Source organism: Roseovarius halophilus (ex Wu et al. 2025), from assembly GCF_047086965.1.
Genome location: NZ_JBKOTX010000085.1, coordinates 1 through 23,054 on the forward strand (window position 1 = coordinate 1; position 23,054 = coordinate 23,054).

Consider the following 23,054-nt stretch of genomic DNA (forward strand, 5'->3'; position numbering starts at 1 on the left):
CGATCGCGACCTTGAAACCATTCAGGCCCAGATAAGGCGCGCATGCCGCCGCTGGCCAGCACCGGCATGCGCGCGATCCGCCAGAACGCGCCCGAGGCCGCGATTGCCGCCCCCGCGAGCGTGATCGCGAGGCTGGACAGCCACCATGCGGGCTGCAAGTGCAGCACACCCGAGACCTGCGCGCCGTAAAGCCCCTCCAGCGTCGCGGCCACGTCCGGCAGCAGGCTGGCTGCAAGCGCGTAGCCGAGCACGACCCCGAGACCGCCCGCGACAAGCGCAATCGCCGCGAGCTCGGCGATCATGAGGGTTATCAGGAACCGCAGGGACATCCCGAGGGTACGCAACGTGCGCACCATGCCCCGGCGCTGTTCGAAGGCCAGCCCGATCGCGCCGTTCACGATGAAGATGCCCACGGCGAAACTCAGCAGCCCGAACGCCGTCAGGTTCAGGTGAAAACTGTCTGTCAATTGCCCGATGTCCGAGCTTTGCCGCGACGGGCGCAGGGTCAGGCCGGGCGCGACGCTGTCCAGCGGCGGGCGGCCCGTCGGCTGGTTTTCCGCCAAGATCAACCGGCTGAGTTCTCCGGGACGGTCCAGCACGCGCTGCGCGACACCGATATCGGCCATGGCCGTGCCCGGCGCGAGCCCCGGATCGGCTATGACATCCTGGGGCAGCGCCGCGGTGAGCGCGGCCGCCACGTCGGGATGAGCGAAGACCGCCCTGTCGGACAGGAAGCGTTGCAACGGCGCCGCGCCGGCCTGCGTGATCGGCCCCGCCCCGCCCGGCGCGGTCAGCGGGTCGATCCCGACGAAGCGCACGCCGGTGCCGGCTGCGTCGAGCCGCCCCTCCAGCACGGGGCCCACCCGCCATCCGGCGCGCCGCAGCTCGATGTAGGTATCCTGGCGGATGGTATCGCCGGTGCGCGGCACCAGCTGGTCATAGCGTCCCTCGCCCAGCACCGCCGCCGCGGCGTCATAGCTTGCCCGCGCTTCCGAGTTCAGGGCCTGCACGCCCGACCAGAGCGCCGTCGCAAGCGCAAGGCCGGCCACCAGCGTGAACAATTGCAGCGGGTTGCGGCGCCAGTAGGACCACAGTGCCGACAGGGCCGCCGCCGTCATGCCAGCCGCCCGTTGCTGAGGTGCACGCGCCGGGCCATCCGGCCGGCCAATGCCGGCGAATGGGTCACCATCAGCAGGGCGCTGCCCGCCTCCTCGACCAGTTCCAGCATCTGGTCGAGCACCGCGCCCGCCGTCGCCTCGTCAAGGTTGCCCGTGGGCTCGTCGGCCAATACCAGCCGCGGCCGCGCCGCCAGTGTTCTGGCGATGGCAACGCGCTGCTGCTGGCCCCCCGACAATTGCTCGGGGTACTTGTCCAGTTGCGCGGACAGGCCCAGAACGCGGGCCAGCCGATCCGCCCGGCCCGGGTCGTGCCGGCCGGCAAGACGCGCCTGGAACGCGATGTTGGCCGCAACCGTCAACGACGGGATCAGGTTGAATTGCTGGAAGATGATCCCGACCGTTTCGCGCCGCAGCCTCGCCCGGCCCCGGTCGTCAAGATGGCCCAGCTCCTGCCCGTCGAGGCGGATGCTGCCGCTATCGGCAGTGTCCAGACCGCCCACGAGATGAAGGAGCGTGCTCTTGCCCGACCCCGACTCACCGGTCAGCGCGAGCGTTCGACCCGCGTCCAGCGACAAGTCGACGCCCCGCAGCACCGGCACGGTTCCCGCCGGGCCGTCATGCGATTTCATCAGCGCCTCGATCCGGAGCAGCATGTCCGCCTCCTTCTGCGACCAAGCTATTACAGCCCGCGCGCATGGAAAGACCAGAAATGGATTTTGTGCACCGGCACCGGCCGGCCGGCATACCCGGCCAATGGCGAGGCCCGGTTGCCGCGACGTCACCCGGGCCGCCCCCGGTTTTCGGGCGGACGCGGCACGTTTTCCTTGCCGGCAGGGGTTGAAAGGATTGCTTAGTCGTGCCAAGTGTCTCGCCAATGGGAAAGAGCCCAGCAATCCTGGCGTCACCCGGCCCATCGGCTGCGTGAGGTACGATGCCACGACAGCGGCCCGCCGAGACGGGCTGCTCGGACCAATGGCTACATTTAACAAGTGTTTGAGTCACGCCCCTAACCCCGGGATGGCGCGGAAAACGGAAAGGAACGATCATGAGGAAAGTATGCACTATGCTGGCCGCCGGCGCGATGGCTGCGCCGGTCGCCGCACATGCGCAATCCGATGACTGCGGAAATGTTTCGATTACTGAAATGAATTGGGCCTCGGCCCAGGTCGTGACGAGCGTCGCATCGTTCATCATGGAACAAGGCTATGACTGCAACGTCAGCGTCGTGTCCTCCGACACCATCCCCGCCGTGACCTCGGTGGCCGAGAACGGTGAGCCGGACATCGTGACCGAGCTGTGGCTGAACTCGACGGGCGACACCTACGACGAACTGCGCGACGCGGGCAAGGTCGTCGAGGCGGGCGACGTGCTCGACCCCGGCGGTGTCGAGGGCTGGTGGATCCCGACCTACCTGGCCGAGGAACATCCCGAGCTGACGACGATCGAGGGCATCCTCGAGAACCCCGAGCTGGTCGGCGGCCGGTTCTACAACTGCCCCGAGGGCTGGGGCTGCCGGGTCGTGAGCGACAACCTGTCGGCGGCGCTTGACCTGGAAGGCAACGGGATCGAGGTGTTCAACTCCGGGTCCGGGCAGGTCCTCGCCACGTCGATGGCCGACGCCGTCCTCGAGGAAGAGCCGTGGTTCGGCTATTACTGGGGCCCGACCGTGCCGCTGGGCAAGTACGACATGACCAAGATCGACCTCGGCGACGTCAAGCCCGACGTGCACGCCCGCAACCAGAACGCGGACACCGACAACCCCGGCGTGTCGGACTTCCCCGCGGCCCCGATCGTGACCGCCGTCACCTCGGAGCTGCGCGAGACCAAGCCGCAAGTGTTCGAGCTGATGCAGAACATGACGTTCAAGACGTCGAACATGAGCGCGGTTCTCGCGTGGAAAGACGAAAACAACGCGTCGGCTGACGAGGCCGCTGTCTACTACCTGACCAACTTCCAGGATCAGTGGCAGAACTGGCTGAGCGACGACGCGCGGGCGAACCTGGACTCGATCCTGAACCAGGGTTGATCCAGCGCGACGGGGCAGGACCGGCTTCGGGCCGGTCCTGCCATGCGGTGCGCCGGTGCCCGCCGGGTCGGCTGCGCAGAGGAGAAAGACACGATGGCCACATATGATTTCGTATTCAGCGCGCTCGGCCTGACGGACTGGTGCGCGGCATCGGGCGGCGGTTCGACGCCGATGTCCATGGAGGCGCTCGTCGCCAAGAGTTCCGGCGAGGAAGGCGCTTCGACCTCCATCTGGGAGCTGCCCTTCCCGTCGATGGATGCGCTCAATGACGCCTGCGCGGCGTTCCCGCAATCGCGGGAACTGACGCTCGGGCTTGAAAACGGCTTCCTGAACGTGAAGGATTCGATCAGCGTCGTGCTCGACCCGATCACGCAGCCGCTGTCATGGATGCTCGACGGCTCGCTCTACGCGATCCTCAACACGCCGTGGTGGATCGTGATACCGCTCCTGCTGGCGATCGTCTGGCTGGTGTCGCGGTCGTGGCAATTGCTGAGCTTCGTCGCGATCAGCATCGGGGGCCTTGCCTTCATCGACTATTACGACCACGCGATGCAGACGCTCGCGATCATCTTGGTCTGCGCCTTCCTGTGCGTCCTGTTCGGTGTGCCCATAGGCATCGCCATGTCACGCTCCGACCGGATGCGGGCGGGCACCATCCCGATCCTCGACATGCTGCAGACGCTGCCGCCCTTCGTCTATCTCATTCCGCTGATCTTCCTGTTCTCGGTCACCGAGCCGAAACTGTACGGCATCGCGATCATCCTTTATGCCATCGTGCCGGTGATCCGGCTGACCGATCTGGGGATCCGCATGGTCGATGAAACCGTCATCGAGGCCGCCGACGCCTTCGGCATGACCGACCGGCAGAAACTGTTCGGCGTGCAGGTGCCGCTGGCCCTGCCCAACATCATGGCCGGCGTGAACCAGACCATCATGATGAGCCTCGCGATGGTCGTGATCGCATCGCTGGTCTCGGCACCGGGGCTTGGCGTGCTGGTGCTGCGCGGGATCAACAATCTTGAGCTCGGGGTCGGGCTTGTTTCCGGTCTGGGGATCGTGATCCTTGCCGTGATCCTCGACCGTGTGACCAAATCCGCCCTCAACCGTATCAACGCCGCACAGAAAGGCTGAGACATGAGCGCCGAGTCGGGAAAAAAGACCAAGATCGCGATCCGCAACCTCTACAAGATTTTCGGTGAGGCCCCCCAAAGCGTGCTGCCCGCGGTCAGGGACGGCACGTCCAAGGACGATCTGCTGGACCAGCATGGCCATGTGCTGGGGCTCAACGATATCAACGTCGACGTCAAGGAGGGCGACATCACGGTGATGATGGGCCTGTCCGGGTCGGGCAAGTCCACGCTGATCCGCCACCTGAACCGCCTGATCGAGCCGACGGCCGGTGTCGTGGAACTCGACGGGACGAACATCGTCGATCTGGGCGAGGACGAGCTGCGGCGCGTCCGCCGCGAAGAGATGTCGATGGTGTTCCAGAACTTCGCGCTGCTGCCGCACCGCACCGTGCTGGAAAACGCCGGCATGGCGCTGGCCGTCCGCGGCGTGCCCAAGCAGGATTTCGAGGCCGAAGCCCGCAAATGGCTGGAACGCGTCGGGCTGCAGGGCGTCGGGGACCAGTTTCCGCACCAGCTTTCGGGCGGGATGCAGCAACGGGTGGGCATTGCGCGCGCGCTGTGTTCGAACGCGCCGGTCATGCTGATGGACGAAGCGTTCTCGGCGCTGGACCCGCTGATCCGCACCGACATGCAGGACCTGCTGCTGGAACTTCAGGGCGAGTTGCACAAGACGGTCGTGTTCATCTCGCACGATCTGGACGAGGCGCTGAAACTCGCCGATCACCTCGTGATCCTCAAGGACGGCTATGTCGTCCAGCAGGCTGAGCCGCAGGACATCCTGATGAAGCCGAACGACCCCTACATCGTGGACTTCATTTCCGATATCAACCGCGCGCGGGTCCTGCGGGTCCGCTCGGTCATGACGGAAACCGAGGTCGCCCCAGACGACCCTGCCGGCGAGGTCGATCACGACGCGACGCTGGAATCGGTGATCGCGCGCTCGAACGGGGAAACGGGGCTGACCTTTACCGTCATGCGCGACGGCCGGCAGGTCGGCACCCTGAAGATGACCGATCTCTTCAAGGCGCTGGTGCCGATCGCGGCCAGCGATGACGGCCTTCGCTCCAAGGCGGCCTGACGCCCGGAACCTGACCGCCCTGCCCTGACTGTTCGCACCGGCGCCGGGACACTTGCGAGGCATTCAATGACGCTGACGGCAACCGACATCATCCGCAGGCTCGATCTGCAGCCGCATCCCGAGGGCGGCCATTACCGTGAGACATGGCGGGCCGACGATGACGGCCGCCCGACGGGCACGTGCATCTATTTCCTGCTTGCCGCGGGCGAGGCGAGCCACTGGCACCGGGTGGACGCCACCGAGATCTGGCATTTTTACGCGGGGGCCCCGCTGGTCCTGTCACATGCCGCGGACGACACGGGGCCGGCCATCGATACGCTGCTGGGGCCAGACATTGCGGCCGGGCAGCGGCCGCAGGTCATCATCCCGCCCCACCACTGGCAACGCGCCCGCCCGACCGGGGACTGGACGCTGGCGGGCTGTACCGTCTCGCCGGGGTTCAGCTTCGAGGGTTTCACGCTGGCGCCGCCGGATTTCGACATCCCCCGCTGACGCCGCGCATTCCGCCACGCGGGCGTTCAGGTGCGGTCCCCGTCCGGTGCCACGTCCCGCACGAATGCCATCAACGCGCGGGTGGAGACGTCGCGGCTATCATCGGCCTGCGCGCCGGTCAGCATCGGCTCGATCTCGTTGGCAAGGACCTTGCCCAGCTCGACGCCCCACTGATCGAATGAATTGATGCCGAGGATCGCCCCCTCGATGAAAACCCGGTGTTCGTAAAGGGCGATGATCTGGCCCAGCCGATGCGGCGTCAGCCGGTCGAAGACCAGCGTGGTCGATGGCCGATCCCCCGGAAAGACGCGGTGCGCCGCCTGCCGTTCCAGCTCCTCGCCCTCGAAACCCGCCTCGCGCATCAGCGCGCGGGCTTCGTCCGGCGTCCGGCCGCGCATCAGGGCCTCGGACTGGGCAAGGCAATTGGAAACCAGCATCCGGTGATGATGGGCCAGTTCGGGCTCGTGCCCGGCGGCGGGTACCATGAACTCGCACGGGACAACCTGCGTGCCCTGATGGATGAGCTGGTAGAACGCGTGTTGCCCGTTGGTTCCCGGCTCCCCCCAGACGACCGGCCCGGCCGGGCCGTCGAGCGCGTCACCGGCCATCGTCACACGCTTGCCGTTGCTTTCCATCTCGAGCTGCTGAAGATAGGCGGGCAGCCGCGCCAGCCGTTGCGCGTAGGGCAGAACGGCCCGCGTCGGGTAGCCGCAGACACGGGTGTGCCACAGCCCCACCAGTGCCAGCATGACCGGCATGTTCGCCGACAGCGGCGCATCTCGGAAATGCGCGTCCATCGCGGCCGCCCCGGACAGGAACGCGCGGAACCGCTCGGGCCCGATGGCCAGCATCACCGGCAGCCCGATCGGCCCCCAGACCGAGTAGCGCCCGCCGACCCAGTCGGCGAAACCGAACACCCGGTCGGGCGCGATACCGAATTCGGCCACCCTGTCGTCGGCTGTCGAGACGGCGACGAATTGCGCCGCCGGGTCGCCGACCCTGCCCGCCATCCAGCGCCGGGCGGTGCGCGCATTGGCCATGGTTTCCGCGGTGGCGAAGGTCTTGGACGCGACGATCACCAGCGTGGTCGCCGGGTCCAGCCCGTCCAGCGTGTCGGCGATGTCGGCCCCGTCCACGTTGGAGACGAAATGGCATCGCGGGCCGTCGTGATAGGGCCGCAGCGCCCGCGTGGCCATCTCGGGACCCAGATGCGACCCGCCGATCCCGATATTCACCACGTCGGTGATCGGCCCGCCGGCCCCGGTGATCCGCCCCGTGCGCACCGCCTCGGCGAAATCCGCCATCCGGGCGAGCGTGTCCAGCACGTCCGGCATCACGTCGACGCCATCCACAAGGACCGGCGCCCCGTCGAGATTGCGCAGCGCGGTGTGCAGCACCGCGCGCCCCTCGGTCTCGTTGATCGTCTGGCCGTTGAACATGGCATCGCGCCGGGCGGCGACGCCGCGCGCCTCGGCCAGCGCGACAAGATCGCGCCGCGCCTCGCGGGTGATGTGCGTCTTGGCGTAATCGAACAGCATCCCGTCAAGCCGCACCGAGAATTCGCCGGCCCGGCCGTCCTCGGCCATCAGCTCGGCGATCCGCGCGCCGCGATGCGCGCTCATTGCGTGCCACATGTCGTGCCCCCTTTCATCCGTCGCGCGCCGATCACGGCGCCCAGTGCACGATCAGGTCGTCCATCACCGCGCGGATCGGCGCCTCTTGGCGCGTCAGGCCCTGCGCGCGCTCAAGGGCCGCGCGCTTGGCCGGGCCGATGATCATCAGGTGTTTCGACAGCGCCGCGTCCAGTACCCGCGCCGACAGGGTGATCCGCGGCTCCGACGTGCCGGGCGCCCGCATCGCCACCAGGACCGGGCCGTTCGGATCCAGCGCCGTGTCGAGGTTGTCCGCGCCGGGAAAGATCGACGCGGTGTGCATGTCCGTGCCCATGCCCAGCAGGCAGACGGAGACCGGCAGGCTGGGCACGATATTGGCCTCCAGCTCGGCCAGTACCGCCTCGGGGCCTTCGGCCCGGGCGTAAAGCGGCAGGTAGCGGGCATTGGCCGCCCGCCCCACCAGCAGCCGCTCGCGCAGGAGGCGCGTGTTGGACCGCACATGCACCTCGGGCAGCCAGCGCTCGTCGCTCAGGGCCACGTCGACGCGCGACCAGTCGAGGTCGACATCGCACAGGCTGTCGAAAACAGGCCCCGGCGTCGTGCCGCCGGGCACCACGAACAGGACCCGTTCCCGGTGTTCAAGGGCCGTCCGCAGCTCCCCGGCAAGGCGGTTGGCCAGGTCGATGGCCAGCATCTCGGCATCCGCGTATTCCAGAAACGTCATGCGCGTATCTCCCGCCAGCGCCGGCCATCCCGATGTATGAGCGCCAGCGCCTCGTCCGGGCCCGCGCTGCCCGTCGCGTAGGGCAAGGGGGCTTCGCCCCGGTCCTGCCAGTCCGCGATGATCGGATCGGTCCAGGCCCAGGCCGCCTCGACCTCGTCGCCGCGCATGAACAACGTCTGGTTGCCGCGGATCACGTCCATGATCAGCCGTTCATACGCGTCGGGAAAATCCGCCTCCTCGGGGCCAAGCGCCTCGGCGAAGGTCATGTCCAGCGGCACGTCGATCAGCCGCATCCCCCCCGGGCCGGGTTCCTTGATCGTCACGCCCAGCTCGATCCCCTCGTTGGGTTGCAGCTTGATCGTCAGGATGTTGCGGTGCCGCCCCGCATCCGCCCCGAAGATCGAATGCGGCGCGTCCTTGAAGATGACGGCGATCTCGCTGGCGCGCTCGCGCAGGCGCTTGCCCGTGCGCAGGTAGAACGGCGTGCCCGCCCAGCGCCAGTTGCTGATGTTCGCCTTGAGGGCCACGAAACTCTCGGTCGTGCTGTCGCGGTTCTCCACGTGCTTGCGGTAGCTGGGCTTGTCGTTCGTCGCTTCGTACTGGCCGCGCACAACGTTTTCCGGCGCCACCGGGTCAAGCGCGCGGATCACCTTGAGCTTCTCGTCGCGCACCGCGTCGGGGTCGAACTTGGCCGGTGGCTCCATCGCGATCAGGCACAGAAGCTGCATGATGTGGTTCTGCATCATGTCGCGCATGGCGCCCGCGCGGTCGTAATAGTCGCCGCGCCCGCCGACGCCCACATCCTCGGCCACGGTGATCTGGATGTGGTCCACGTACTGGCTGTTCCACAGCGGCTCGAACAGGACATTGCCGAACCGGATCGCCATGAGGTTCTGCACCGTCTCCTTGCCCAGGTAATGGTCGATCCGGTAAATCTGCCCCTCCTCGAAATGCCGGGCCAGCACCCGGTTCAGCTCGCGCGCCGACGCGAGATCGTTCCCGAAGGGCTTTTCCACCACGATCCGGCTGTCATGATCGGCCATGCCGTGGCGGTGCAGCCGCTCGGCCAGCGCTCCGAACAGCGCCGGCCCTACCGAGAAATAGAAGGCGCGGATGCGATCACCCTGCACCAGCTCGGCCAGCCGCGCCCAGCCTGCCTCGCCCGTGGCGTCCACCGCGACATAGTTCAGCCGGGCGAGGAACTCGTCCACCTCCGCCATGTCGCAGCCGCTGTCGCGGGAATGCGCCGTGATCGCGGCGCGAACGAACTCGCGATAGCCTGCATCGTCCATCTCGCCGCGCGCGGCCCCGATGATGCGCGACTCCGGGCCCATCTGCCCGGCGCAGAACCGTCTGTACAATCCCGGCAGGATCTTGCGCCGCGCCAGATCGCCCGTGCCGCCGAAAATCACCAGGTCGAACGGATCGACCGGGATCACGCGTGAAACCATGATTGCGCCTCCTTTCGAGCTGCCGGACAACCTTCGGGCGCCGGGCGCGATTGCCAGCGCGACAATAGCACTCACACCGCCCGATACAATGCTCGGCCGCCGGCGCGGGCCGAATTCGGATGCGCCGGTCCTGCGGTTGACCGGCCTCTATATTTGATCAAATTCCGGTGGCCAGCCGCCGCGCGACTCGTTAGGCTGCGCGAAACCCTGCACAGGACAGAGGTCATGGAGCTAGAAGACTACCCCACTTTCCGCATCGCCGCCTGCGATCTGAACGGCCAGATGCGCGGCAAGCGCGTCCCCGGCAGCTACGCCCCGAAGCTCGACACGGGGGCCGTGCGCATGCCGCTCTCGGCGCTCAACGTCGATATCTTCGGCGCCGATATCGAGGGCTCCCCGCTGGTTTTCGAGACCGGCGACGCCGACGGTATCCTGCTGCCCACGGAGCGTGGCTCGATGCCGCTGCCCTGGCTCGACGTGCCGCAGCCGCTCGTCCCGGCCGCCATGCACAACGAGGACGGCAGCCCATTCGACGGCGATCCGCGCCACGCGCTCGCCGACGTGCTCGCCCGGTATGCCGCCCGCGGCTGGCATGTCGTGGCGGCGACCGAGCTCGAATTCACCCTCGTCGATGACAGCGGCGGCGCGCTCGCACCCGCGCGGGACCCGCGCTCGGGGCGGCGGCTGTTCAAGCCCGACATCCTGTCCATGTCGGAACTTGACGCCTTCGATCCCTTTCTGAGCGCGCTCTATGACGGGTGCACCCGCATGGGCATCCCCGCCCAGACGACGACATCCGAATCCGGCATCGGCCAGTTCGAGGTGACACTGCACCACCAGCAGGCCATGCGCGCCGCCGACGACACATGGGCCTTCAAGGCGCTCATCAAGGGGCTGGCGCGGCGCCACGGGCTCGCCGCGACCTTCATGGCCAAGCCGTTCGCCGAGGATGCGGGCAACGGCATGCACCTGCATTTCTCGGTTCTCGACGACGCGGGCCGCAATGTTCTCGACGATGGCCGCGACACCGGCAATGACACGTTGCGCATGGCCGTCGCCGGCTGCCTTGCCGCCATGCCCGCCTCGACCCTCGTCTTCGCGCCCCATGCCAACAGCTACACCCGGCTTGTCCCCGGCGCGCACGCGCCCACCGGCGTCTGCTGGGGCTACGACAACAGGACGGCGGCGCTCCGCATCCCCGGCGGTGCCCCGGCCGCCCGCCGGATCGAGCATCGCGTGCCCGGCGGCGACATCAACCCCTACCTCGCCTTCGCCGCCATCCTCGGCGCGGCGCTCTGCGGCGTGGAGGACGGGCGCACGCCCCCGCCCCCGGTCACCGGCAACGCCTATGAGGCCGACCTGCCGCAACTCGCGCCCGATTGGGAAACCGCCATCACCCGGTTCGAGACGGACCCGCTGATCGCGCGCATCCTGCCCCCCGGCCTGCGCCGCAACCTCGTGATGACCAAGCGGCAGGAACTGCGCGAGATGGCGGCGGTCCCGGCGGGCGATCACTGGAAAACCTACGCCGAAACGGTTTAGGCTCGGGCGGCGCCCGGTCTTGCCGTGGCGCGTCGGCTCGGCTAACATGAATTTGATCAAATTACGGAGCACCCATGAAAATCGGCGTCCTGATGACCGGCCACGCCCTGCCCGAGGTTCAGCAGACCCTGGGCGATTTCGATGCCATGTTCGCGAAACTGCTCGCGGGGCGCGGCTTCGACTTTTCCCGGTACGACGTGGTCGATGAAATCTATCCCCGCGATCCCGCCGAGTGCGACGGCTGGCTGATCACCGGGTCCAAGCACGGCGCCTACGAGGATCACCCGTGGATCCCGCCGCTGGAATCCTTCATCCGCGACACCTTCGCCACCGGCATCCCGCAGGTGGGGATCTGTTTCGGCCACCAGATCATCGCGCAGGCCCTCGGCGGCAAGGTCGAGAAATTCGCCGGCGGCTGGGCGATCGGGCACAGCACCTACCATATCGACGGCGTGACCTGCGCCCTCAACGCCTGGCACCAGGACCAGGTAACGCGCCTGCCGCCCGGGGCCGAGGTGATCGGCAGCAACGATTTCTGCGCCTACGCCGCTCTTCGCTACGACGACCGCGCGCTGACGATGCAGCCCCATCCCGAATTCGGGCCCGAGATGATCGACAAGCTGCTGCGCCTGCGCGCGCCCGGCTCGGTGCCCGACCCGCTCATCGCCCGGGCCGGGGAACGGCTCGACGCCCCCATCGACGACACGGCGGCCGCCGACAGGATCGCCGACTTCCTCAGGAAAGGCGCCTGACATGGCCGACTGGAAAACGACCCTGCCCGACGCCGCGCGCGCCTATCTCGAGGGCCGACGCCTGGACGAGGTGGAATGCATCATCGCCGACCTGCCCGGCATCGCCCGCGGCAAGGCCGTGCCGGCCTCCAAGTTTGCCCGGCAGGCTTTCTTCCACCTGCCCGATTCGATCTTCTACCAGACGATCACGGGCGACTGGGGCGAAGCGGCCGGCGAGGACGGCTTCATCGAGAAGGACATGATCCTCAAGCCCGACATGGCCACCGCCTCCGCCGCGCCGTGGACGGGCGACTGGACGCTGCAGGTGATCCACGACGCTTATGACCGCGAGGGCAACCCGATCCCGTTCAGCCCGCGCAACGTGCTCAAGCACGTGGCGGGGCTCTACGCGGAAATGGGCCTCACCCCCGTCGTGGCCCCGGAAATGGAATTCTTCCTCGTGGCGCGCAACCTCGACCCCGCCAAGGAGATAGAGCCGATGATGGGCCGCTCCGGCCGCCCCGCCGCGGCGCGTCAGGCCTATTCCATGACCGCCGTGGACGAATTCGGCCCGGTGATCGACGACATCTACGATTTCGCCGAGGCGCAGGGCTTCGAGATCGACGGCATCACGCAGGAAGGCGGCGCCGGTCAGCTCGAGATCAACCTGCGCCACGGCGACCCGGTCAGGCTCGCCGACGAGGTGTTCTATTTCAAGCGCCTCATCCGCGAGGCCGCGCTGCGTCACCAGTGCTTCGCGACCTTCATGGCCAAGCCGATCGAGGACGAGCCGGGCAGCTCAATGCACATCCACCACTCGCTGATGGATACCGAAACGGGCCAGAACATCTTCTCCGGGCCGCAGGGTGGCGAAACCGAGGCGTTTTACCACTTCATCGGCGGTCTGCAACGCCACCTGCCCGCCGCCAACGCGATCCTGGCACCTTACGTCAATTCCTACCGCCGTTACGTCAAGGACAACGCCGCGCCGATCAACCTCGCCTGGGGCCGCGACAACCGCACGACGGGCATCCGGGTGCCGCTCGCCACCCCGGCCGCGCGCCGGGTCGAGAACCGGCTGGCGGGCATGGACTGCAATCCCTACCTCGGCATCGCCGCCAGCCTCGCCTGCGGCCTGCTCGGCCTGCGCGACGAGATCCGCCCCGACAAGCAGGTCAGGGGCGACGCCTATGCCGGCGAGGCCGACATCCCCCGTGTCCTGGGCGAGGCGCTCGACCTCTTCGAGGCGGCAAGCCCGCTACACGACGTGCTCGGCCCCGAATTCTGCCGGGTCTACGGCATCGTGAAACGGGCCGAGTACGAGGAATTCCTGCAGGTCATTTCCCCGTGGGAGCGTGAACACCTGCTGCTGAACGTCTGAGACCCCCGCATGTTTCTTCTCGGGGAAAATACCCCGGGGGAATCGCCGCTCGCGGCGATGGGGGCAGCGCCCCCCATGCCAGACCGGAGATCGCGATGAACCTTCTGCACGCCAATGACCGCCCCGGCACCTACCCGCCCAGCTGGTACGCCGCCACGGCAACGCCGCTCGCCCCCTTCGACCCGCTGCAAGGCGACACGCGCGCCGATGTCTGTGTCGTGGGGGCGGGCTATACCGGGCTCTCGGCCGCCCTGCACCTGGCCCGGGCCGGGCTGGACGTGGTGCTGCTCGAGGCCCAGCGCGTGGGCTTCGGCGCGTCGGGGCGCAACGGCGGGCAACTCGGCTCGGGCCAGCGGCAGGACCAGTTCACGCTGGAGAAACTCGTCGGGCGCGACGATGCCGCGAAGCTCTGGGACATGGCCGAGCAGGCCAAGGCGCTGGTCCGGTCACTCGTCGCGGAGCACGGGATCGATTGCCACCTCAAGCCGGGCATCGCCCATGCCTGTTTCTCGGAGCGCGAGGTGGCCGAGGAACACGCCCACGTGGCGCATCTGCAGGACAGGTACGGGTATGACCAAATCGAGCCGCTTTCGGCCGAGGGCCTGCACGCGCTCTGCCCCTCGCCGGCCTACAGGGGCGGATCGATGGATTGGGGCGCGGGGCACTTGCATCCGCTGGCCTACGCGCTGGGCCTTGCCCGCGCCGCCGACAAGGCGGGCGTGCGCATCTTCGAGAACAGCCAGGTGGAGGATATCCGCCCCGGCACCGCGCCACAGGTCCGCACCGCCGGCGGCAGGGTGACGGCCGATCACGTCATCCTTGCCTGCAACGGCTATCTCGGCGGTCTCGAGCCGCGCGTCGCGGCGCGGGTGATGCCGATCAACAATTTCATCCTCGCCACCGAACCCCTGGGCGAGGCGGCCGCGAACGTGCTGGCGCGCGATATCGCCGTGGCCGACAGCAAGTTCGTCGTGAACTACTTCCGCCTCAGCCATGACGGCCGGTTGCTCTTCGGCGGCGGCGAAAGCTACGGCTACCGCTTCCCCGCCGATATCGAGGCGACGGTGCGCAAGCCGATGCTGGAGATCTTTCCGCATCTGCGCGATGTCCGCGCCGATTACGCGTGGGGCGGCACGCTGGCCATCACGATGAAACGCCTGCCCTACCTCGCGCGGGTCGCGCCCAACGTCGTGTCGGCCTCGGGCTATTCCGGCCACGGGGTGGGCACGGCCACCCACGCGGGCAGGCTCATGGCCGACCTGATCGGCGGGCAGGCCGCCGGTTTCGACACGATGGCCCGCATTCCCACGACCCGCTTTCCGGGGGGGGCCGCGCTCCGCTCGCCGCTGCTGGCGCTGGCGATGACATGGTACGCCACGCGCGACCGGCTCGGCATCTGAGGCGGCCGGATGCGCGGTCCCGCGGTGCAGCACAACACGCGCATCGCAGGCGCCGGCAGGCCGGAAACACCGGCGCAACGAAACGGACGCCTGAAGCGAGGATGGTGAGCCCGGACATGGCCACCACGTGAGTTGCATAACGCCCCGCGTGCCAAATCGGGGCCGCCCGCGCCGTCCCCGGATCATCAGTGTCTTTTGATCATGAGCAAGGCGGTTTCCGAGCGATGCGTCACACGACACCGGCCAAGCAGGAGAGAATGTGCGACGACGCGCCTGCCCACCGGTCTTGTCGTGACCGCGATCTTGTCGACGCCGCTTGTCAGCGGTCAGGATGTGAGCCTTGGCAAGACGGAACACATGAATTCGTGCGCGCAGTGCCATGGCGCGGCCACCACGGGCCGCGTCACCGAATTTTCACTTTTCAGGGCGGCGATCCTGTTTTAGGTTTTCGGAAAACGTCATTCAGGAAATCCGAATACATGTCGCTCCCGCCCAATGTTCATGACGCCGAACCGATCCCCGAGGCCGCCCGCGCCGAGATCGACAGAATGCTGGAAACGGGCGATCTGTTCCGATACACCGCGCCGGCCGACGCGCCCGTCGCCTTGCTTGAACGCGATTTCGCGGCGCATATGGGCACCCGCTACGCGCTTGCCGTCTCGTCCTGCTCGGCGGCCCTTTTCCTGTCGCTCAGGGCGCTCGACCTGCCGCGCGACGCGCGCGTCCTGATCCCGGCCTTCACCTTTGCCGCCGTACCGTCCTCGGTCGTTCACGCCGGCTGCGCGCCCGTGCTGTGCGAGGTGGCCGAGAATTACCGCATCGACCTGCAGGATTTCGCGGCAAAGCTCGACACCGGCATCGGCGCCGTCATCGTCAGCCACATGCGGGGCCATACCTCGGACATGGACGCGGTCATGGCGCTGTGTGACGCGCGCGGCATTCCCGTGATCGAGGACGCGGCGCATTCGCTGGGCACCACGTGGGCCGGGCGCAAGATCGGTACCATCGGGCGTGTCGGCTGCTTCAGCTTCCAGTCATACAAGCTGGTGAATGCCGGCGAGGGCGGGATCATGATCACCGACGACCCCGAGCTCGTTGCGCGTGCCGTTATCATGTCGGGGGCGTACGAACACAACTGGGCCAAGCACGTGCCCGGCGAGGATACCGCTCTCGAAGCGGCCTTCGCACGCTGGCAGAACCAGTTGCCGCTTTACAATCTGCGAATGAACAACCTGTCGGCGGCCATCATCCGCCCGCAGATCCCCGAGATCGGCCGCCGCGCGACCGACGGGCGCGCCAACCACGATTACGTGGCACGCCGGCTCAACCTCAGCCCGTGGATCGACGTGCCGGACAAGCTCGCGAACGAGGAACGTGCGCCGGATTCGATCCAGTTCAACCTCACCGGCATGGACATGGCCGAGATCCGCGCCTTTGCCGATGCCGCCGCGGCGCGCGGCGCCAAGGTGCAGGTTTTCGGGCTGAGTACCGACAATGCGCGCGCATTCTGGAACTGGCAATTCCTGCCCGGGCCGGCGCCGGACCTGCCCCGGACCCGCGCGATGCTGATGCGGGCCTGCGACACGCGCTTGCCGGCCCGTCTCGACCGGCAAGCGCTTGACCTGATCGCCGAGGCCCTGCTGGGCGCCGCAGAGGACGTGAAGGGGCCTGCCAAAGCCTACGGGACCTGACCCGATGAAAATGGCCCGCGCCGGGCGCGAGCCATCGCGGCCGGACGTCGGCGGGGGGGTATTCAGTCCGCCTTGCCCGCCTCGATCGAGATCATCACCTCGACCTCGTCGCTGACATGCGGGGCGAACTTGTCCACGTTGAAATCGGACCGCAGCAGCGTCGTCGTCGCGTCGAAGCCGGCCCATGGCTGCCCGTCCTTCATGGGGTGTCCCATCATCTGGTTCAGTTCCGTCTCGAGCACGACGGACTTGGTCACGCCGTTCATGGACAGATCGCCGGTGATCAAGGCGGTGTCATCGCCCGTGACCTCGATGCCGGTCGATTCGAACGAGACCATGTCGGTTTCATCGGCGCCGAAGAAATCGTCCGCCATGAAATGCTCGTGCCGCTTTTCCCAGCCGGTGAACATCGACGTGACGGGCATCGACACGCTGACCGAGGAATTCGCGGGATTTTCCTGATCGAACATGATCTCACCCTCGAACCCCGAGAACATGCCGTATGTCGTTGAATAGCCAAGGTGGTTATAGGAAAAGACGATTTGGCTGTGGCTCGGGTCAAGGGTATATTTCTCGGCCGCGGCAAACGCGCCGCTGGCAGCCAGCGACATCGCGGCGACCATGAAAGGAATCTTCATCTTGCGTCTCCATCAATTGCATACCCGTACAGGATGACGGATTCGACCGTGAAAACAATTGAAAAGAAGTCCACATTGCCTGTGAACAGGCGAACACGAGCCGCTAGCGCCTAAAGGTCAAAGCATTGCCGGATTGCCCGCTCGGTCGACTTGCTGCCCACGGGCAGCGCGATCAGCGGCTGACCCGTGCTGTCGCGGGCGTGCAGGGCGCCACCTGTCAGGGAAAACTCGGCGAAGTCGTCGATGTCGTAATCGACCGGATCCAGGTGCCGGCCCGCATCATCGACATGCACGATGCTCAGGCGGCGCGATTTCGTGTCTATCCGGATTTCCGGCGCGGCCTCGTCCGCAGGCCGTGCCGACAGGCATACCAGCGCGAGCCCCATCAGGAAGACCGAGAACAGCAGCCGGATCAGCAGGCCCGCGGCGTCGGTCCCGCTGCCGGGCACGAGCCAGATGCCGGTCGCGGCAATCGCCAGCGCAGCGCCGGCGCCTGCCAGCAGCGTGCGTCGCAGCGCACAGGTGTGGCGCAAGGCCCTGCGTTCGAGCACGCCGTCGAAACGCGCCGCCGAATGTTCCGTCAATGCAACCATGGCCCCTGCCCTTTCGTTTTTTCACCGGTCAGGATGCTGCGGGAAAGCGCCCGGAATTTGACAGCGCCGCGGAGACTTCGGGGCGCGCCGATCACGCCTTGCACCAGCCCCGGATCCGTCGTATACGCGCCCATCCTTCCGCACGTGATCTGAACCGCGCAGTCTCTCGTGGACGGGCCGCGGAAGGTTACCGGCCCGCCTTTGAAATGCGCCTTGAAAGAAGTGGAGAAGACATGCCGCTTTACGAGCATGTATTTATTTCGCGTCAGGACCTGTCCAACACGCAGGCCGAGGGTCTCATCGAACACTTTGGCACCGTGCTGTCCGACAACGGCGGCAAGCTGGTCGACAGCGAATACTGGGGCGTCAAGACGATGGCCTACAAGATCAACAAGAACCGCAAGGGGCACTATGCCTTCCTCAAGACCGACGCGCCGGCGCCGGCCGTGCAGGAAATGGAACGCCTGATGCGTCTGCACGATGACGTGATGCGGGTTCTGACCATCAAGGTCGACGCCCATGACGAAGGACCGTCCATCCAGATGCAGAAAAAGGAAGAGCGCCGCGAGCGCCGTTGATCGAGCCAGAGAATCAGGAGACCAACCATGGCTGCAAAACCGTTTTTCCGCCGCCGCAAAGTCTGCCCGTTCTCGGGCGACAACGCACCCAAGATCGACTACAAGGACACCAAGCTGCTGCAGCGCTACATCAGCGAACGCGGCAAGATCGTGCCCTCGCGCATTACCGCCGTCTCGGCCAAGAAGCAGCGTGAGCTGTCGCGCGCCATCAAGCGCGCGCGGTTCCTCGCCCTGCTGCCCTACGCCGTGAAGTAAGGAGACCGTCATGCAAGTAATCCTACTGGAACGCGTGGCCAAGCTTGGCCAGATGGGCGACGTGGTTGATGTCAAACCCGGACACGCCCGCAACTACCTGTTGCCGCAGGGCAAGGCCCTGTCCGCGTCGAAGCAGAACATCGCCGATTTCGAGGAGCGCAAGGCGCAGCTCGAAGCGCGCAACCTCGAAACCCGCAAGGAAGCCGAGAAGCTTGCCCGGGATCTCGAAGGCAAGCAGTTCATCGTGATCCGCCAGGCGTCGGATTCAGGCGCGCTTTACGGGTCGGTCAGCACGCGTGACGCCGCCGATGCGGCGACAGGCGACGGGTTCTCGCTCGATCGCAAGCAGGTGGCGCTCAGCCGTCCGATCAAGGAACTGGGCCTGCACGATGTCGTTGTCACGCTTCACCCCGAAGTCGAGGTGACGATCCAGCTCAACGTCGCCCGTTCGCAGGAAGAGGCCGATCTTCAGGCGTCCGGCAAGACCATTCAGGAAGCCGCCGCCGAGGCCGAGGAAGCAGCAGATTACGAGATCGCCGAGTTGTTCGAGGATATCGGCTCGGCCGCCTCCGACGACGAGGCGCTTGCCGAAACGGTCGAGACCGCCCTGCCGGAAGACGCGGACAAGGACGAAAACGACTGAACCTGCCCTGAAACCGCGGGCACAGGGGGCCGCGCCGTATCGGCGCGGCCTTTTTGGTGTCACATGCTCGCCACAACATTGTCGGTCAACAACTCGACAATGGCCAAAAGCACAGTTAAGCGTATCTTTAGACTCCGAAACTTTCCCTTTCGCGTCACGTGGCGCGTCTGGAGCCGGGGCCGAGGATGAACATGACCAAGGGTGTCAACCTTGCTGGGGACACGGTATACCCGGTTTCCCGCGCGGTTGCGTCGCAAGCAGCTTTGCCCACATCCGGGACAATGCCAGCGGCATGGAGGGTATGGCGTGGAGCTTGATGACCTGAGCCAAGCAAAAGACCTGTCGACCGGGATCATACGGTTTCTCGACCAGGTCCGGCAAAAATTCGAGCTGGACGATGTCGCCTATGCCGGTCTGAACCCGATCAACGGCCAGACATACGGCTATGTCACCTACGTGCCGGAATGGACGAATTTCTACTTCGAGAACCGGCTTTACGATATCGACCCCACGCTTTCCGAGGCGCGTCGCAGCATCGCGCCGGTTGACTGGTCGCGGCTCAGCAAGAGCGCGAGTTTCAACCGCATCTTCTCGGCGGCCCGGGAATTCGGCATCACCAACAGGGGCATGTCCATCCCGGTGCGCGGCCCCTACGGCGATATCGGCGGTTTCAGCGTGACGCGGGACTGCACCGACCAAGAATGGGCGCGGCTCAAGGAAAAGATAATGGGGGACCTGCAGACCGCTGCCGTTCACCTGCATGACGTGGTGATTCGGTCAGACCAGATGATGCGCACGCTGAACGCGCCGGCCCTGTCGACGCGGGAGATCGAGATCCTGCAATGGACGGCCGCGGGCAAGTCACAGCAAGATGTTGCCGACATCCTGTCGATTTCGCATCGAACGGTGGAAGTTCATTTACGGTCCGCCCGTCAAAAGCTATCTTCCCTCACGACGCCCCAGGCGGTGGGTCGCGCGATCAACGCGGGGCTTGTGTATCCGCGGTAATTCCGTTCAACAGGGACGCGCACAGGTGAATCGTCACCACTACGGGATTCCCCCAATGGAAAGCAGCGCCGTATTCCGTACGCTCAGGGATACCGCAGCCATTAAGGGGGAAATCCAAGATGATCCTGGTCATCGACGCAGTAAACAAGAACAAGTTCGACCAAGTCCTTGACGAGATGTTCAAGCTCCGTGCGCGAGTTTTCGGGGATCGCATGGGCTGGAACGTCACCATCGAGAACGGTCGCGAACGCGATCTTTTCGATGATCTCGACCCGGCTTATGCCGTTGGCCTCGACGACGAGGGGAATGTCGTCTCCTGCGTGCGCGCCTTGCAGACGACGGGGCCGCACATGCTTGCCGATGTTTTTTCCGACATCCTGGACGGCGAACCGCCGTTGCGCAGCCCCTCATTGTGGGAATCCACGCGCTTCTGCGTGGACACCAAGCGCCTCGGCCGGGGCAAGGGGCGCCATACGGTATCGCATGCCACCTGTGAACTCATGATCGCGTCGCTTGAAGGCGCGAAACGGGCGGGTGTTGACGACATCGTCACGGTTGTTGACCCGATGATGGACCGGGTGCTGAAACGCTCGGGCAACACGCCCTATGATTACGTCGGCAAGACGGCCGACATGGGCAAGGTCCCGGCGATGGCCGCGCTTCTGGATTGCACGGATGAACGGATCGAAAGGATCCGCGAGCTCTCGGGGATCGACTACGACGTTTTCCTCGGTGACGACGAGGCGCTGGCCCTGCCCGCGATCCGTGCCAGCCAGACACCGCAATCGGCCCTTCAGCAATATTGCGAGGAACAGGTTGCCGCCGCCACCACCGACGAGGAGCGGAAAGCCGCCTTTGCCCTTCAGGACGCGCTTTCGTCCATGATCCACGACAAGAGCGATTGCGACGCGTGACAGGACCACCCCCGGCGGGGCGCTGGCGGCGCCCCGCCATGTCACGCACGTGGCCAATAGAAAGGCCGCCCTGACGGGCGGCCTGTCTTGAAACGCGGTGTCGATCGCGCTCAGGCGTCTTCGAGGTCCTCGATCGCCTTTTCAAGCTCGTCCTTCGAGACTTCCTTCTCCTCGATCTCGGCGATCTCGAAAACGTAATCGACCACCTTGTCCTCGAAGATCGGGGCGCGCAGCTGCTGGCGCATTTGCTGGTTGTTCTGCACGAATTCGAAGAATTCGCGCTCCTGCCCGGGGTATTGGCGCGCCTGCTCCATGACGGCCTGCGTCATCTCGGCATCCGATACCTCGACCTCGGCCTTCTGGCCCAGCTCGGCCAGCAGCAGCCCGAGCCGCACGCGGCGCTCGGCCAGCTTGTTGTGCTCGTCCGTCGGCTCGATCTCCGGGTGATCGTGGCCCTGCACGTCGGGGTTTTCCTCGTGCCACATCTGGTGTGCGATCTGCTTGGCCTCGCTTTCGACCATCGTCGGCGGCAAGTCGAAGCTGACCATCTCGTCCAGCTTGTCCAGCAGCTTGCGCTTCATCACGGCCCGCGCGGCGCCGGCATATTCCTGCTCCAGCCGCTCGCGGATCTGGGTTTTCAACGCTTCCAGGTCCTCGGCGCCGTATTTCTCGGCCAGCGCATCGTCCACCTCGGCGGCCACGGGCTCCTTCACGGCCTTCACGGTGCAGTCGAAAACCGCTTCCTTGCCGGCCAGATGGTCCGCCTGATAATCCTCGGGGAACGCCACGGTGACCGCGATTTCCTCTTCGGCCTTGACGCCGACAAGCTGCTCCTCGAACCCCGGGATGAAGCTGTTCGAGCCCAGGACGAGCGGATAATCCTCGGCGCTGCCGCCCTCGAACGGCTCGCCGTCGACCTTGCCCACGAAATCGATCACGACCTGGTCGCCGTCCTTGGCCTTGGTGCCTTTCCGGCGGTCATTGAAGTCCTGCGCGTTCTCGGCAAGGCTCTGCAAGGCCTCGTCGACGGCCGTATCGTCGGCCTTGGCGACGATCTTTTCCAGCTTGATCCCCGACAGGTCAACGTCGGGGATTTCCGGAAGCGCCTCGTACGACATCTCGATCTCGACGTCGTCGCCTTCCTTCCAGTCCTCGTTGGCCATCTTGACGTTGGGCTCGAAGGCCGGCCGGTCACCGCTATCCTCGAAATGCTGCGACATCGCGCCGTCAACGGCCTCCTGCATGGCTTCGCCAAGCACGCGCTCGCCGAATTGTTTCTTGAGCAGGGCAACGGGCACCTTGCCCTTGCGGAAACCCTTCATCTCCACGTCGGGCTGCGCCGCCTTGAGCTTCTCCATCACCTTGTCATCGAGTTCCTGCGCAGTCAGGATCATCTTGTAGGCGCGCTTCAGGCCGTCGTTCTGGGTCTCGGTGACCTGCATGTTCATCCTCTTCCATAGCGGTTCGCCGCGGATCCGGCGCCGCGGGCTCATAAATCAACGGCACTTCTATTGACGCGGCCGCCCACGCGCAAGGGCCAAGCGGCAGAAAACAGGGCGCCCGAGCGCCCGGTGTGCCATGCGTGCATGGCCCCGGCTCACCACGGCGCGCACGGTCACGGCCCCGCATCACGGCCGCCCGGCAACCGAAGGCACGCGACAAGGCCGCCCGGGCCGTTTCTCAGCGTCAGGTCACCACCGGCGGCCCGGGCGACATCCGCCGCGATGGTCAGGCCCAGCCCGCTCCCCGGCCGGGTGTCGTCGGCGCGCATGCCACGCGCTGTCATCTCGGCCAGCCGCTCCGGCGGCAGGCCGGGCCCGTCATCGGTGATGCAAAGGCTTGCGAAACCGTCCTCCAGCGTGCCGGTCAGGGTCACGCCTGCCACGGCGTGCCGCGCGGCGTTTTCCGTCAGCGCGCCGAGCGCCTCGGCAAGGTCGGCCTCGTCGATCGCAAGGACGAGGCCGCCGGCAATGTCGAGGGTCCAGTCCAGCCGCGCGCCGTCCGGCGTGCGCTTGAGAACCCCGACAACGCGCCGGGCGACGGCGGCG

General features: G+C 66.4%; 23 protein-coding genes. 14 read left to right on the top strand and 9 right to left on the bottom strand.

Translation table 11 applies throughout. The features are described 5' to 3' along the window. Together ACH107_RS16970 and ACH107_RS16975 are read right to left on the bottom strand one after the other, a co-directional pair. The coding region (locus ACH107_RS16970; protein WP_412506845.1) for an ABC transporter permease at positions 1–1,118 on the bottom strand (1,118 nt) is incomplete at its 3' end. Then, a complete protein-coding gene (locus tag ACH107_RS16975; RefSeq protein ID WP_412506846.1) occupies positions 1,115–1,771 on the bottom strand; it encodes an ABC transporter ATP-binding protein in 657 nt (218 codons plus the stop codon). The genes ACH107_RS16975 and ACH107_RS16970, both read right to left, overlap by 4 nt. A 392-nt stretch (positions 1,772–2,163) precedes the next feature. Between ACH107_RS16975 and ACH107_RS16980 the strand changes: the two genes are divergently transcribed. The 4 genes from ACH107_RS16980 to ACH107_RS16995 all read left to right on the top strand — a co-directional run bounded on the left by ACH107_RS16980 (position 2,164) and on the right by ACH107_RS16995 (position 5,844). After that, complete coding sequence (locus tag ACH107_RS16980) at positions 2,164–3,144, top strand: ABC transporter substrate-binding protein (protein ID WP_412506847.1); 981 nt, start codon at positions 2,164–2,166, stop codon at positions 3,142–3,144. A 93-nt stretch (positions 3,145–3,237) separates the two neighbouring features. Next, on the top strand, positions 3,238–4,275 hold the full coding sequence (locus tag ACH107_RS16985; RefSeq protein ID WP_412506848.1) for an ABC transporter permease: 1,038 nt from the start codon (positions 3,238–3,240) through the stop codon (positions 4,273–4,275). Positions 4,276–4,278: 3 nt separating this feature from the next. Continuing rightward, complete coding sequence (locus ACH107_RS16990) at positions 4,279–5,352, top strand: quaternary amine ABC transporter ATP-binding protein (protein WP_412506849.1); 1,074 nt, start codon at positions 4,279–4,281, stop codon at positions 5,350–5,352. Between the two features lie 72 nt (positions 5,353–5,424). Then, positions 5,425–5,844 (top strand): cupin domain-containing protein, encoded by a 420-nt coding sequence (locus tag ACH107_RS16995; protein ID WP_412506866.1) that lies wholly within the window; start codon positions 5,425–5,427, stop codon positions 5,842–5,844. 26 nt (positions 5,845–5,870) lie between these two features. On the opposite strand, the gene pgi is transcribed toward ACH107_RS16995, so the two are convergent. Genes pgi through zwf form a run of 3 tightly spaced genes read right to left on the bottom strand, consistent with a single transcriptional unit; the run spans position 5,871 to position 9,632 of the window. Further along, entirely contained in the window at positions 5,871–7,478 is a 1,608-nt protein-coding gene (gene pgi / locus ACH107_RS17000) for a glucose-6-phosphate isomerase (protein WP_412506850.1), read from the bottom strand. Between the two features lie 31 nt (positions 7,479–7,509). Further along, complete coding sequence (pgl, locus tag ACH107_RS17005) at positions 7,510–8,181, bottom strand: 6-phosphogluconolactonase (RefSeq protein WP_412506851.1); 672 nt, start codon at positions 8,179–8,181, stop codon at positions 7,510–7,512. Beyond that, positions 8,178–9,632: a glucose-6-phosphate dehydrogenase gene (zwf, locus tag ACH107_RS17010; RefSeq protein WP_412506852.1), complete on the bottom strand. Its 1,455-nt coding sequence runs from the start codon at positions 9,630–9,632 to the stop codon at positions 8,178–8,180. Before zwf ends, pgl begins: the two co-directional genes overlap by 4 nt. A 225-nt stretch (positions 9,633–9,857) precedes the next feature. Here zwf and ACH107_RS17015 point away from each other — a divergent pair, with 225 nt between their 5' ends. The 5 genes from ACH107_RS17015 (at position 9,858) to ACH107_RS17035 (ending at position 16,377) form a co-directional block, all read left to right on the top strand. After that, positions 9,858–11,174: a glutamine synthetase family protein gene (locus tag ACH107_RS17015; protein WP_412506853.1), complete on the top strand. Its 1,317-nt coding sequence runs from the start codon at positions 9,858–9,860 to the stop codon at positions 11,172–11,174. A gap of 74 nt (positions 11,175–11,248) precedes the next feature. Further along, positions 11,249–11,926 (top strand): type 1 glutamine amidotransferase, encoded by a 678-nt coding sequence (locus ACH107_RS17020; RefSeq protein ID WP_412506854.1) that lies wholly within the window; start codon positions 11,249–11,251, stop codon positions 11,924–11,926. A 1-nt stretch (position 11,927) separates the two neighbouring features. After that, a complete protein-coding gene (locus ACH107_RS17025) occupies positions 11,928–13,286 on the top strand; it encodes a glutamine synthetase family protein (protein WP_412506855.1) in 1,359 nt (452 codons plus the stop codon). Between the two features lie 95 nt (positions 13,287–13,381). Beyond that, the gene (locus ACH107_RS17030) at positions 13,382–14,686 is read left to right on the top strand and encodes an NAD(P)/FAD-dependent oxidoreductase (protein WP_412506856.1); all 1,305 of its coding nucleotides are present in this window, start codon (positions 13,382–13,384) and stop codon (positions 14,684–14,686) included. 479 nt (positions 14,687–15,165) lie between these two features. Continuing rightward, a complete protein-coding gene (locus tag ACH107_RS17035) occupies positions 15,166–16,377 on the top strand; it encodes a DegT/DnrJ/EryC1/StrS family aminotransferase (protein ID WP_412506857.1) in 1,212 nt (403 codons plus the stop codon). A 62-nt stretch (positions 16,378–16,439) separates the two neighbouring features. Here ACH107_RS17035 and ACH107_RS17040 read toward each other — a convergent pair whose 3' ends face one another. Both ACH107_RS17040 and ACH107_RS17045 read right to left on the bottom strand, forming a co-directional pair. Further along, positions 16,440–17,015 carry a YceI family protein gene (locus tag ACH107_RS17040; protein ID WP_412506858.1) on the bottom strand — a complete coding sequence of 192 codons (576 nt, stop codon included), beginning with the start codon at positions 17,013–17,015 and terminating at the stop codon, positions 16,440–16,442. A gap of 110 nt (positions 17,016–17,125) precedes the next feature. Continuing rightward, positions 17,126–17,608, bottom strand: coding sequence for a hypothetical protein (locus tag ACH107_RS17045; RefSeq protein ID WP_412506859.1), 483 nt, complete (start codon positions 17,606–17,608; stop codon positions 17,126–17,128). Between the two features lie 233 nt (positions 17,609–17,841). On the opposite strand from ACH107_RS17045, the gene rpsF reads away from it, so the two are divergent. From rpsF to ACH107_RS17070, 5 genes are all read left to right on the top strand, one after another. Further along, a complete protein-coding gene (gene rpsF / locus ACH107_RS17050; RefSeq protein WP_412506860.1) occupies positions 17,842–18,186 on the top strand; it encodes a 30S ribosomal protein S6 in 345 nt (114 codons plus the stop codon). Positions 18,187–18,213: 27 nt separating this feature from the next. Continuing rightward, positions 18,214–18,441, top strand: a complete 228-nt coding sequence (gene rpsR / locus ACH107_RS17055) for a 30S ribosomal protein S18 (RefSeq protein WP_058291462.1) — start codon at positions 18,214–18,216, stop codon at positions 18,439–18,441. Between the two features lie 10 nt (positions 18,442–18,451). Then, entirely contained in the window at positions 18,452–19,084 is a 633-nt protein-coding gene (gene rplI / locus ACH107_RS17060; protein WP_412506861.1) for a 50S ribosomal protein L9, read from the top strand. A 306-nt stretch (positions 19,085–19,390) separates the two neighbouring features. Then, on the top strand, positions 19,391–20,092 hold the full coding sequence (locus ACH107_RS17065) for a LuxR family transcriptional regulator (protein WP_412506862.1): 702 nt from the start codon (positions 19,391–19,393) through the stop codon (positions 20,090–20,092). 119 nt (positions 20,093–20,211) lie between these two features. Then, positions 20,212–21,006, top strand: a complete 795-nt coding sequence (locus ACH107_RS17070) for an acyl-homoserine-lactone synthase (protein WP_412506863.1) — start codon at positions 20,212–20,214, stop codon at positions 21,004–21,006. Between the two features lie 110 nt (positions 21,007–21,116). On the opposite strand, the gene tig is transcribed toward ACH107_RS17070, so the two are convergent. Continuing rightward, the gene (tig, locus tag ACH107_RS17075) at positions 21,117–22,448 is read right to left on the bottom strand and encodes a trigger factor (protein ID WP_412506864.1); all 1,332 of its coding nucleotides are present in this window, start codon (positions 22,446–22,448) and stop codon (positions 21,117–21,119) included. Positions 22,449–22,621: 173 nt separating this feature from the next. Beyond that, a partial coding sequence (locus ACH107_RS17080) for an ATP-binding protein (protein WP_412506865.1) occupies positions 22,622–23,054 on the bottom strand: 433 nt, incomplete at its 5' end.

What these genes read in the sequence shown, in the direction of transcription:
- ACH107_RS16975 (WP_412506846.1), bottom strand. Translation starts at nt 1,771, where the DNA reads ATGCTGCTCCGGATCGAGGCGCTGATGAAATCGCATGACGGCCCGGCG.
- ACH107_RS16980 (WP_412506847.1), top strand. Translation starts at nt 2,164, where the DNA reads ATGAGGAAAGTATGCACTATGCTGGCCGCCGGCGCGATGGCTGCGCCG.
- ACH107_RS16985 (WP_412506848.1), top strand. Translation starts at nt 3,238, where the DNA reads ATGGCCACATATGATTTCGTATTCAGCGCGCTCGGCCTGACGGACTGG.
- ACH107_RS16990 (WP_412506849.1), top strand. Translation starts at nt 4,279, where the DNA reads ATGAGCGCCGAGTCGGGAAAAAAGACCAAGATCGCGATCCGCAACCTC.
- pgi (WP_412506850.1), bottom strand. Translation starts at nt 7,478, where the DNA reads ATGTGGCACGCAATGAGCGCGCATCGCGGCGCGCGGATCGCCGAGCTG.
- pgl (WP_412506851.1), bottom strand. Translation starts at nt 8,181, where the DNA reads ATGACGTTTCTGGAATACGCGGATGCCGAGATGCTGGCCATCGACCTG.
- zwf (WP_412506852.1), bottom strand. Translation starts at nt 9,632, where the DNA reads ATGGTTTCACGCGTGATCCCGGTCGATCCGTTCGACCTGGTGATTTTC.
- ACH107_RS17015 (WP_412506853.1), top strand. Translation starts at nt 9,858, where the DNA reads ATGGAGCTAGAAGACTACCCCACTTTCCGCATCGCCGCCTGCGATCTG.
- ACH107_RS17020 (WP_412506854.1), top strand. Translation starts at nt 11,249, where the DNA reads ATGAAAATCGGCGTCCTGATGACCGGCCACGCCCTGCCCGAGGTTCAG.
- ACH107_RS17025 (WP_412506855.1), top strand. Translation starts at nt 11,928, where the DNA reads ATGGCCGACTGGAAAACGACCCTGCCCGACGCCGCGCGCGCCTATCTC.
- ACH107_RS17030 (WP_412506856.1), top strand. Translation starts at nt 13,382, where the DNA reads ATGAACCTTCTGCACGCCAATGACCGCCCCGGCACCTACCCGCCCAGC.
- ACH107_RS17035 (WP_412506857.1), top strand. Translation starts at nt 15,166, where the DNA reads ATGTCGCTCCCGCCCAATGTTCATGACGCCGAACCGATCCCCGAGGCC.
- ACH107_RS17040 (WP_412506858.1), bottom strand. Translation starts at nt 17,015, where the DNA reads ATGAAGATTCCTTTCATGGTCGCCGCGATGTCGCTGGCTGCCAGCGGC.
- ACH107_RS17045 (WP_412506859.1), bottom strand. Translation starts at nt 17,608, where the DNA reads ATGGTTGCATTGACGGAACATTCGGCGGCGCGTTTCGACGGCGTGCTC.
- rpsF (WP_412506860.1), top strand. Translation starts at nt 17,842, where the DNA reads ATGCCGCTTTACGAGCATGTATTTATTTCGCGTCAGGACCTGTCCAAC.
- rpsR (WP_058291462.1), top strand. Translation starts at nt 18,214, where the DNA reads ATGGCTGCAAAACCGTTTTTCCGCCGCCGCAAAGTCTGCCCGTTCTCG.
- rplI (WP_412506861.1), top strand. Translation starts at nt 18,452, where the DNA reads ATGCAAGTAATCCTACTGGAACGCGTGGCCAAGCTTGGCCAGATGGGC.
- ACH107_RS17070 (WP_412506863.1), top strand. Translation starts at nt 20,212, where the DNA reads ATGATCCTGGTCATCGACGCAGTAAACAAGAACAAGTTCGACCAAGTC.
- tig (WP_412506864.1), bottom strand. Translation starts at nt 22,448, where the DNA reads ATGCAGGTCACCGAGACCCAGAACGACGGCCTGAAGCGCGCCTACAAG.